Consider the following 9,931-nt stretch of genomic DNA (forward strand, 5'->3'; position numbering starts at 1 on the left):
GCGGCGGGGTGAGTCGACCTGACGCGGCGGGGTGAGCGGGCCCGGCGGTGGGAGGATGGGCGCCGTGCGCCCCGACCTCCTCGTCCACCCCGTCCGCCCCGAGGACGCCGACGCGCTCGGCGCCCTGACCGCCGCGGCCTACCTCGACGGCGGCATCCTCGCACCGGACGACCCGTACGTGACCGAGCTGCGTGACGTCGCCACCCGGATGCGGGAGACGATCGTCCTCGCCGCCTACCGGGGCCGGCGCGTCGTCGGCGGCATCACCCTCGTCGCACCCGGGTCGTCGTACGCCGAGGTGGGACGGGACGGGGAGATGGAGCTGCGGATGCTCGCCGTCGACCCGGCCGCGCAGCGCCAGGGCGTGGCCGAGGCGCTCCTCGGTGCGAGCGCCGAGACCGCGGAGGAGCTCGGCTTCGACGCCATCGTCCTGTCGACGATGGACGTCATGCCCGCCGCCCACCGGCTCTACACGCGCCTCGGCCTCGAGCGCGTGCCCGAGCGCGACTGGACCGGCGACTGGGACCCGGAGGCCGTGGCCGCGGGGACCGCGCCCCTCCTGAGCGTCTACCGCCTCCCCGTCCCCGCCCGTCTCCACCGATCGTGAGGAACCCCGCATGACCGTGCCCGCCCCGTCCGCCTCACCCGCCCCGCGCGCCTACGGCGTCTCGGCCTACTTCCGCCACCTCGACGTCGCGGAGGAGGTGTGCGCGACGGCCCGCGAGGACGGCTTCGAGTACCTCTTCGGCTCGCTCCACGTGCCCGAGGAGCCGGAGGGTGACTTCGGGGCGCGGATGCGGCGGGTGGGCGACCTCGCCCGCCGGGCGGGTCTCAAGCTCGTCGTCGACATCTCCGGGCCGTCGCTGGCCTCCGTCGGCCTCGACGTGACGACGGCGGGGGAGATGCGGGCGTGGGGCGTCCACGCCCTGCGGGTGGACTACGGGATCGCGATGGAGGACATCGCCCGGCTCTCGCACTCGATCCCGGTGTGGTTCAACGCGAGCACCGCGACGCGCGGTGACTTCGAGACGCTCGTGGCGATGGGCATGCGGACCGAGGACGTCGGCATCTCCCACAACTTCTACCCCAAGCTCCACAGCGGCCTCGCGGACGGTTTCGTCGCCGAGCAGACGGCGATGTTCAAGGAGTTCGGCTTCACGGTGCAGGCATTCGTCCCCGGTGACGGCGCCCGGCGCTTCCCGCTCGGGCACGGCCTCCCGACGCTCGAGCGCCACCGCTGGACCCATCCCGTCGCGGCGGCGATCGACCTGCAGGCCCTCGGGATCGATGACGTCTTCGTCGGGGACCCCTCCTTGGCGGAGCGCACCCGCCGGGCGTGGCGGGCGTTCGTCCTCGAGGACGTCGTCGAGCTCGAGGTCCGCCTCAGCGGGGACGTCCCCGACCGAGTGCGGCACCAGCTCACCACGCCGGACCGGAACCGCACGGACGACGCCGCGGCGATGGTCCGCCTCGAGAGCGCTCGGGGCGCGCTCGCCGACGCCTCGATCCCGGTGGTGGGCACGGCGGAGCGGGTCGCCGGCTCGGTCACCGTCGACAACGACGACGCCGGGCGCTACAAGGGCGAGATCGCCCTCCAGCGCGTCACCCTGCCGGCGGACCCGAGCGTCAACGTCGTCGGGCACGTCGTGCCGGAGGACCTCGACCTCCTCGAGCGCATCGGCCCCGGCCGCAAGGTCCGCCTGCGCCTCGTCTGAGCCCTTCTCGCGCCCAGGCAGGGTGCTCGCGTTCGGGGCGGGGTGCTCGAGCCCTCGTCGCTACAGGAGCGGGCCGAGCGGGCGCAGGATCGACTCGCCGATGCGCGCCGCGAGCGGGCGCTGCTCCCACTCGGCGTGGGTGAGCTCGCGCGCGTTCGTCAGGTCCGTCGCGAAGACGTCCTCCATGTGCGCCGCGAGGTCGCGGTCGTAGATCTCGAGGTTGATCTCGAAGTTGCCGGTCATCGAGAGCCGGTCGATGTTCGTCGTGCCGATCGTCGTCCACCGCCCGTCCACCGTGGCGGTCTTCGCGTGGACCATCGCGTTCTCGTACAGGTAGATCCGCACGCCACCGCCCAGGAGCTGGCTGTAGTAGCCGCGCGCCACCCAGTCCGCGACGACGTGGTTGGAGACCTCGGGCACGAGGACGCGCACGTCCGCCCCCCGGCGCGCCGCGGTGAGCAGGCCGGCGAGGATCTCCGGGTCCGGGATGAAGTAGCCCTGCGTGATGAGGATGCGGTCGCGGGCACGGTCGATGGCCTCGAGGTACATGCCCCGCACCGGGAAGAGCATGACCGAGGGCGAGTTGCGCGCGGCCTTGATGCGCGAGTCCCACGCCCGGGCACCGCGGTCCTCGAGCTCGGGGTGCTTGGCTCGCCGATGGGCGTTCCAGAAGTCGACGAAGGCGTTCTCCAGCTCCCACGCGGCCGGCCCCTCGACCCGCAGGTGCGTGTCCCGCCAACCCGTCGCGTAGAGCGAGCCGATGTTGTAGCCACCGACGAAGCCGACGTCGCCGTCCACAACGAGGACCTTGCGGTGGTCGCGGCCCGAGCGGCGGGGGTTGAGCATGAGCAGCCCGGGGCGGAAGAACGGGAACGGCAGGACGTGGAGGGAGTCGGGGAACCGCTTGAAGCTGGGTGGGACGACGGCGTTGGCGAAGGAGTCGTAGACCACCCGGACGTCGACCCCGCGCTCGGCGGCGGCGATGAGGGCGTCCTTGAACTCGGTCCCGACCTCGTCGCCCTTCCAGATGTAGGTCTCGAAGTAGATGTGCTTCTTCGCGCCGCGGATCGCCTCGAGCATCGCCGAGTACAGGTCGACGCCGTACGTGTACGTCGTCAGCTCCGAACCGGCGACGTGGATCGTCGTCGGCTCCGTCCGGGGGAACTTCCCCGGGGCGGGCTCGCGACGCTTGCGGAGGGAGTCGACCACGACGAGCGTGCCGATGACCGCCACCTGCGCGGCCAGCAGGGCACCACCTGCCCACAGCAGCGTCTTGACGGGCAGTCGGGCGAGGCGCGTGCGGGACATGACGACCAACCTAGGGCAGGGCGTCGCGGACCGGCGCTGGCCGGGGGGGGGGCGGCGCGGCCGAGCACGGGGCGGCCCGGTCCGCCGGCCCGTTCGCCGCGCGTCCCGCGCCCGGTGATACTCGGTCCATGGTTGCGATCGAGCTTGCCCGTGCCCTGCGCGACGCCGGTCTCGAGTGGGACCCGGCCCCCGGGGACCGTTTCACGATCGAGCAGCCCGACGTCGTCGGCGAGGTGTTCACGCTCTCGGAGATGGTCGTCGAGGCCCGCCGGTACTCCACCGGCACCGTGCTCGGCTTCAACGGCACGACGGAGTGGGCACTCGACTCCCTCGCGCTCGACGAGGCGCTGTGGCTGCCGAGCGAGGAGCAGCTCCGCGCCGAGCTCGGGAACGCCTTCCGCAGCCTCACCCTCGAGGACGGGATCTTCTGGGTCGAGGCGCGTGGCACGGTGGGCGAGGCGCGCACGGCCGCCGCGCGGGACGCCGCCGACGCCTACGCCCACGCTCTCCTGGCGCACCTCACGGGAGCCTCCGGGGCACCGGCCGGCGACGCCTCCGGCCAGCACTCGCGCGACCGGACCGTCTAGGGGTGCCCGAGCCGGGAGCACTAGACTCCTGGCCCATGTCCACCATCAATTCAGCCGAGGTCGCCCGCGTGGCCGCCCTGGCCCGCATCGAGCTCACGGGGGCGGAGGTCGACCGCCTGGCCGGCGAGCTCGACGTCATCGCCTCGTCCGTGGCCAGGGTCAGCGAGATCGCCACCGCCGACGTGCCCGCCACGAGCCACCCGATCCCGCTGACGAACGTCATGCGCCCGGACGTCGTCGAGCGGCCGCTGCCCGTCGCCGAGGTCATGGCCGGCGCTCCCGCGAGCCGGGACGGGCGCTTCCTCGTCCCCCAGATCCTCGGGGAGGACGCATGAGCGACGACCTCACGCGGCTGAGCGCCGCCGACCTCGCCCAGCGCCTGCGCGCGGGCGAGGTGTCCTCGGCGGAGGTGACGAGTGCCCACCTCGAGCGCATCGCCGCCGTCGAGCCGGACGTCCACGCGTTCCTCCACGTCAACGGCGAGGAGGCCATGGCCACGGCGCACGACGTGGACGAGCGCCGGGCCCGTGGCGAGGCGCTCGCCGAGCTCGCCGGCGTCCCGATCGCCGTCAAGGACATCGTCGTGACGAAGGGGCAGCCGACGACGGCCGCGTCGAAGATCCTCGCGGGCTGGATCCCGCCGTACGACGCGACGGTTGTCGAACGCCTCCGCGCCGCCGGGATGCCCATCCTCGGCAAGACGAACCTCGACGAGTTCGCCATGGGCTCGAGCACCGAGCACTCCGCGTTCGGTCCCACACGCAACCCCTGGGACCTCGAGCGGATCCCCGGCGGCTCCGGCGGCGGGTCCGCGGCCGCGGTCGCCTCCTTCGAGGCGCCCCTCGCCATCGGTACGGACACCGGAGGGTCCATCCGCCAGCCGGCGGCTGTGACCGGCACGGTCGGGGTCAAGCCCACCTACGGCGGCGTCTCCCGCTACGGCCTCATCGCGCTCGCCTCGAGCCTCGACCAGGCCGGTCCGGTCTCCCGCTCCGTGCTCGACTCGGCGCTCCTCCACGAGGTCATCGGCGGGCACGACCCGCGTGACTCGACGTCGCTGGACGCCCCGGTCGGCGATCTCGTCGCCGCCGCCCGGCACGGCGACCTGCGCGGGGTGCGTGTCGGCGTCGTCAGCCAGCTCGGCGGCGAGGGCTACGCCGAGGGCGTGCGGGCGAGCTTCACCGCCGCGCTCGAGCTCCTGCGGGGTGCGGGCGCGGAGATCGTCGAGGTCTCCTGCCCCAGCTTCGACTACGCACTCGCGGCCTACTACCTCATCCTCCCCGCCGAGGCGTCCTCGAACCTCGCGAAGTTCGACGGCATGCGCTTCGGCCTGCGGGTCGAGCCCGAGGACGGACCGCTGACGGCGGAGCGCGTCATGGCCGCCACCCGTGGCGCCGGCTTCGGCGACGAGGTCAAGCGCCGGATCATCCTCGGCACGTACGCCCTCTCGGCGGGCTACTACGACGCCTACTACGGCAGCGCGCAGAAGGTCCGCACCCTCATCCAGCGCGACTTCGACGCCGCCTTCGTCCAGGTGGACGTCCTCGTCTCGCCGACGGCCCCCACCACCGCCTTCCGCTTCGGGGAGAAGGTCGACGACCCGATGGCGATGTACCTCAACGACGTCGCGACGATCCCGGCCAACCTCGCCGGCGTGCCGGGACTGTCCCTGCCGAGCGGTCTGAGCGACGACGGCCTGCCGGTGGGCTTCCAGATCCTCGCGCCGGTGCGGGAGGACATCCGCCTGTACCGCGTCGGCGGTGCCCTCGAGCGGCTGCTCGAAGAGACCTGGGGCGGCCCCCTGCTCGCGAGCGCCCCCGAGCTCGCGCCCCGGACCGACGGTTCCCCGACGAAGGAGGCCGTGCGATGAGCACCGCACAGTCCGCACCCGAGCTCGTCGACTACGACGACGCCATCGCCCGCTTCGACCCGGTCATCGGCATCGAGGTCCACGTCGAGCTGGGTACGGCGTCGAAGATGTTCGACGGCGCCCCGGCCTCGTTCGGCGCCGAGGCCAACGCCCAGGTCACGCCCGTCTCGCTCGGCCTGCCCGGTGCGCTGCCGGTCGTCAACGCCGCCGCCGTCGAGTACGCGATCCGTATCGGCCTCGCGCTCAACTGCGGGATCGCCGAGACCTGCCGCTTCGCCCGGAAGAACTACTTCTACCCGGACGTGCCGAAGAACTTCCAGACGTCCCAGTACGACGAGCCCATCGCGCACGACGGCTACCTCGACATCGAGCTCGAGGACGGCTCGACGTTCCGCGTCGAGATCGAGCGCGCGCACATGGAGGAGGACGCCGGGAAGAACACGCACGTCGGTGGCTCGGACGGCCGGATCCACGGCGCGGAGTACTCCCTCGTCGACTACAACCGTGCCGGCGTGCCGCTCGTCGAGATCGTCACGCACCCGATCACCGGCGTGGGCGAGCGCGCGCCCGAGGTGGCGCGCGCGTACGTCCAGGCACTGCGGGACCTCTTCCGGGCGCTCAAGGTGTCCGAGGCGAAGATGGAGCGCGGCAACGTCCGCGCGGACATCAACGTCTCGCTGCGGCCCGGCCCCGACGCCCCCCTCGGCACCCGGACCGAGACGAAGAACGTCAACAGCTTCCGCTCGATCGAGCGCGCCGTGCGCTACGAGATCTCCCGCCAGGCGGCGGTCCTCGACGCCGGCGGCACCGTCACGCAGGAGACCCGGCACTGGCACGAGGACACGGGCACGACGTCGCCGGGCCGCGTGAAGTCGGACGCGGAGGACTACCGCTACTTCCCCGAGCCGGACCTCGTGCCGCTCGCGCCGAGCCGCGAGTGGGTCGAGGAGATCCGTGCGTCGCTCCCGGAGATGCCGGCCCTGCGCCGTCGTCGCCTCCAGGAGGACTGGGGCTACGCGGACGCCGAGATGCGTGACGTCATCAACGCCGGTGCCACCGAGCTCATCGAGGCGACCGTCGCCGCGGGCGCCACGCCTGCCGCCGCCCGCAAGTGGTGGATGGGCGAGCTCGCCCGCACGGCGAAGAACGAGGGCATCGCCCTCGAGGACATCGCGGCCACGCCGGAGCACGTCGCCGAGCTCGCGCGGCTCGTCGAGGATGGGCGCCTCAACGACAAGATCGCGCGCCAGGTGCTCGGCGGCGTCCTCGCCGGCGAGGGCGGGCCGGAGGAGGTCGTCGTCGCCCGTGGCCTCGAGATCGTCTCCGACGACGGCGCGCTCATCGGCGCCATCGACGACGCGCTCGCGGCCAACCCGGACATCGCGGACAAGATCCGCAGCGGCAAGGTCCAGGCGGCGGGTGCGATCGTCGGCGCGGTCATGAAGGTGACGAAGGGCCAGGCCGACGCCGGGCGCGTGCGCCAGCTCATCATGGAGCGCATCGGCTGAGCCCGCGGCACCCCCGACGACGACGGGTGCCGACGCACGAACGGCCCCGGTCCTCGCGGACCGGGGCCGTTCGTCGTCGCCGGGGTGCTCACCCGCCCCGAGGGCGCGGGAGGACCGGTTCAGCGGAGCCAGCTGTTGCCGACCTTGGTGGCCCACCACTTGCCGAGGCCCCACTGGTCGCCCGAGAGCGTGACCGCGGCGGTGATGAGGAGCAGCGCCTCGACCCAGTGGGAGTCGGTGATCGGGTTGGTGCCGTGGAAGCCGGAGATGAAGGGCAGCGCCGCGAGGTACATGAAGACCATGAGGAGGGTGCCGGTGATCGCGGCGATCTTGACACCGGCGCCGGTGATCATCGCGACGCCGATCCCGAGCAGGCCGAGCATGAAGAGGACGTCGCCGATCGGGTTCGAGAAGAGCTGGAAGAAGCTCGCGAAGGGCCCGTACACGGCGTTGTCGAGGTAGCCCTGGGCGGGAGTGCCGCCGCGGATCCAGGCGCTCTCGGCGGCCGTGGTGAAGCTGAGGCCGAGGAGCTTGTCGAGGAAGGCCCAGAGGAAGACCCAGCCGATGACGATGCGTGCGACGGCGAGCGTCTTGCGCGCCAGCGGCGTGCGGACGATGTCCTCCATGAACATGGGCTTGCCGGTCGTCGCGGCCGGACGGGAGACGGGGGTAGTTGTCGTGGCCATGGCTGCTCTCCTAGAGCTGAGGCGGGGGTGGAGCTCGTGGTACTAACACTGGCGCCCGAGTTGTCCCGATTCCTGGGGCTTACGTCCCACTCGGTGGCCAGGACATCGTCGGCGCCCCCAGAACGGCGGTACGGCACCGGAAGATTGCCCGGCCGCCGGGCTTGACATGCGGGGCGCGCGTGCGGCGCGCCGAGGCGCGGTCGGCAGGAACGCGCGAGAGGATCGGCTGCATGGTCCTGCCGAGCCCGAGCTACACCATCACCCTGCGCGTCGAGGCGCCGGCCACCCAGCGCGCGACGAGCGAGCTCGTCTCGGAGGTCGCCGCGACCGGTGCGTCCGTCACGGGCGTCGACATCGCTCACTCGACGACGACGTCGCTCGTCGTCGACATCACGTGCGACACGGTCGACGGCGCCCACAGCGCACGCGTCGAGGCCGCGCTCAACGCGCTCGATGAGGTCACCGTCCTCAAGGTCTCGGACTCGACGTTCCTCATGCACCTCGGCGGCAAGATCGAGGTGCGCCCCAAGGTCCCGCTGCGCACGCGCCGTGACCTGTCCCGGGCCTACACCCCGGGGGTGGCGCGCGTGTGCCTCGCCATCGCGGAGAAGCCGGAGGATGCCCGCCGGCTGACGATCAAGCGCAACACGGTCGCCGTCGTCACGGACGGGACGGCGGTGCTGGGCCTCGGGAACATCGGGCCGAGCGCGGCGCTGCCGGTCATGGAGGGCAAGGCGGCGCTGTTCAAGCAGTTCGGGGGCGTGGACGCGTGGCCCGTGTGCCTGGACACGACCGACACCGAGGAGATCATCGCCATCGTCAAGGCGATCGCCCCGGTGTACGGCGGAGTCAACCTCGAGGACATCTCCGCTCCGCGGTGCTTCGAGATCGAGGACCGCCTGCGCGCCGAGCTCGACATCCCCGTGTTCCACGACGACCAGCACGGCACGGCGATCGTCGTGCTCGCTGCGCTGCTCAACGCGCTCCGGGTGGTCGGCAAGGAGATGTCCGAGGTGCGGATCGTCGTCGCCGGCGTGGGCGCGGCGGGGTCCGCCATCATCGGCCTCCTCCAGGCGCAGGGGGCGACGCACATCGTCGGGTTCGACCGCGACGGCGCGGTCCACGCCGGGGACGGGCAGACCGACCCCCACCGTCGCCGGCTCGCGGAGACGACCAACCCCGACGGGTTCACCGGCACCCTCCGCGAGGGCCTGGCCGGAGCGGACGTCTTCATCGGGGTGAGCGCGGGAGACATCCTCTCGGGGGAGGACATCGCCGTCATGAACGAGGACGCGATCGTCTTCGCCCTCGCCAACCCCACCCCGGAGGTCGATCCCATCGACGCCGCGGCGCACGCGACCGTCGTGGCGACCGGGCGCAGCGACTACCCGAACCAGATCAACAACGTGCTCGCCTTCCCCGGCCTTTTCCGGGGGCTGCTCGACGCCGGCGCCCGGGAGATCACGCCGGAGATGCTGCGCGTGGCGGCGGTCGCCATCGCGAACGTCGTCAGCCCGGACGAGCTCAACCCCGCCTTCGTCATCCCTGGTGTCTTCGACCCCCGCGTCGCGGAGGCGGTCGCGGAGGCGATCCGCCAGCAGTGCGACGGCCCCAGCCGCTGAGCCGGTGCGCCGCGAGCTGGCCCGCACCATGTGCGGACGTGCTGGCGGCCTCACGACCCGGCCTGTGGAGCAGGTCACACTGAACGACATCTGTGGCTCAGCAGAGGGCAAGAACGGCGGAATCTCGGGCGCTAGGGCCCCTCGTGGGGCCTCTCCGTTGGACTTGACCCCCCACTCCGACGCTGCTTATAGTTCTGGTACCCGCTGAGGGAGGCACGGACACCAGGATGGCTCAACGAGCCGGTGGCCGGTCCCACGGGGCCCACACAAGAGAAGACCAGCTTCTGCTGGCGACTCCGGGTGGGATCGTACGAACACATGCGTCAAGGTGGCCAGAACCGCAGGAACAAGCGGATTTGACCGGCTAGGACGGGTGTGAGTAGGCTAGAGAGGTTGCCCCGGATCGGGTCTGGCGCGGTTGTGCTGGGTCTGGGCGGTGTGCGTCTGTTCCTTGAGAACTCAACAGTGTGCCAAGTTTTTGATGCCAAATGTCCTGGCGTTGCTTGGTTCTGCTTGCCCTTCGGGTGGGTGGTTCGGGTGCGTCGGGGCTTATGTTTTGTTTTTGGTTGATGCTCATCTCGGGCCCCGTCCTGGGGTGGGTGTCGTGCCAGATCGAGGCTGGGTTCCCTTCGGGG

At 71.9% G+C, this 9,931-nt stretch carries 9 protein-coding genes; 7 read left to right on the forward strand and 2 right to left on the reverse strand.

Translation table 11 applies throughout. The annotated features are described in order from the left end of the window. Positions 1–64 precede the first annotated feature (64 nt). Both V2J63_RS13285 and V2J63_RS13290 read left to right on the forward strand, forming a co-directional pair. Entirely contained in the window at positions 65–607 is a 543-nt protein-coding gene (locus tag V2J63_RS13285) for a GNAT family N-acetyltransferase (RefSeq protein ID WP_331231528.1), read from the forward strand. A 10-nt stretch (positions 608–617) separates the two neighbouring features. Then, on the forward strand, positions 618–1,715 hold the full coding sequence (locus tag V2J63_RS13290; RefSeq protein ID WP_331231529.1) for a MupG family TIM beta-alpha barrel fold protein: 1,098 nt from the start codon (positions 618–620) through the stop codon (positions 1,713–1,715). 60 nt (positions 1,716–1,775) lie between these two features. Here the strand turns inward: V2J63_RS13290 and V2J63_RS13295 are convergent, their stop codons facing one another. Continuing rightward, a complete protein-coding gene (locus V2J63_RS13295) occupies positions 1,776–3,023 on the reverse strand; it encodes a phospholipase D-like domain-containing protein (protein ID WP_331231530.1) in 1,248 nt (415 codons plus the stop codon). A gap of 128 nt (positions 3,024–3,151) precedes the next feature. On the opposite strand from V2J63_RS13295, the gene V2J63_RS13300 reads away from it, so the two are divergent. The 4 genes from V2J63_RS13300 to gatB are packed head-to-tail and all read left to right on the forward strand — an operon-like array spanning position 3,152 to position 6,988. Further along, positions 3,152–3,610 (forward strand): pilus assembly protein CpaE, encoded by a 459-nt coding sequence (locus V2J63_RS13300; protein ID WP_331231531.1) that lies wholly within the window; start codon positions 3,152–3,154, stop codon positions 3,608–3,610. Between the two features lie 35 nt (positions 3,611–3,645). Then, the gene (gene gatC, locus V2J63_RS13305) at positions 3,646–3,945 is read left to right on the forward strand and encodes an Asp-tRNA(Asn)/Glu-tRNA(Gln) amidotransferase subunit GatC (protein WP_331231532.1); all 300 of its coding nucleotides are present in this window, start codon (positions 3,646–3,648) and stop codon (positions 3,943–3,945) included. After that, positions 3,942–5,480: an Asp-tRNA(Asn)/Glu-tRNA(Gln) amidotransferase subunit GatA gene (gatA, locus tag V2J63_RS13310; protein ID WP_331231533.1), complete on the forward strand. Its 1,539-nt coding sequence runs from the start codon at positions 3,942–3,944 to the stop codon at positions 5,478–5,480. Before gatC ends, gatA begins: the two co-directional genes overlap by 4 nt. After that, a complete protein-coding gene (gatB, locus tag V2J63_RS13315) occupies positions 5,477–6,988 on the forward strand; it encodes an Asp-tRNA(Asn)/Glu-tRNA(Gln) amidotransferase subunit GatB (protein ID WP_331231534.1) in 1,512 nt (503 codons plus the stop codon). Before gatA ends, gatB begins: the two co-directional genes overlap by 4 nt. Before the next feature lie 119 nt (positions 6,989–7,107). Here the strand turns inward: gatB and V2J63_RS13320 are convergent, their stop codons facing one another. Next, entirely contained in the window at positions 7,108–7,674 is a 567-nt protein-coding gene (locus V2J63_RS13320) for a DoxX family protein (RefSeq protein ID WP_331231535.1), read from the reverse strand. A gap of 230 nt (positions 7,675–7,904) precedes the next feature. On the opposite strand from V2J63_RS13320, the gene V2J63_RS13325 reads away from it, so the two are divergent. Next, positions 7,905–9,296 (forward strand): NAD-dependent malic enzyme, encoded by a 1,392-nt coding sequence (locus V2J63_RS13325; RefSeq protein ID WP_331231536.1) that lies wholly within the window; start codon positions 7,905–7,907, stop codon positions 9,294–9,296. Positions 9,297–9,931: the final 635 nt, after the last annotated feature.

The sequence above is a fragment of the Georgenia wangjunii genome (assembly GCF_036421975.1).
GTDB classification, from domain to species: Bacteria; Actinomycetota; Actinomycetes; order Actinomycetales; family Actinomycetaceae; genus Georgenia_A; species Georgenia_A wangjunii.

Excerpts from the sequence above, each read along its gene's own strand:
- gatA (WP_331231533.1), top strand. The coding sequence starts at position 3,942 with ATGAGCGACGACCTCACGCGGCTGAGCGCCGCCGACCTCGCCCAGCGC.
- V2J63_RS13320 (WP_331231535.1), bottom strand. The coding sequence starts at position 7,674 with ATGGCCACGACAACTACCCCCGTCTCCCGTCCGGCCGCGACGACCGGC.
- gatC (WP_331231532.1), top strand. The coding sequence starts at position 3,646 with ATGTCCACCATCAATTCAGCCGAGGTCGCCCGCGTGGCCGCCCTGGCC.
- V2J63_RS13290 (WP_331231529.1), top strand. The coding sequence starts at position 618 with ATGACCGTGCCCGCCCCGTCCGCCTCACCCGCCCCGCGCGCCTACGGC.
- gatB (WP_331231534.1), top strand. The coding sequence starts at position 5,477 with ATGAGCACCGCACAGTCCGCACCCGAGCTCGTCGACTACGACGACGCC.
- V2J63_RS13300 (WP_331231531.1), top strand. The coding sequence starts at position 3,152 with ATGGTTGCGATCGAGCTTGCCCGTGCCCTGCGCGACGCCGGTCTCGAG.
- V2J63_RS13295 (WP_331231530.1), bottom strand. The coding sequence starts at position 3,023 with ATGTCCCGCACGCGCCTCGCCCGACTGCCCGTCAAGACGCTGCTGTGG.
- V2J63_RS13325 (WP_331231536.1), top strand. The coding sequence starts at position 7,905 with ATGGTCCTGCCGAGCCCGAGCTACACCATCACCCTGCGCGTCGAGGCG.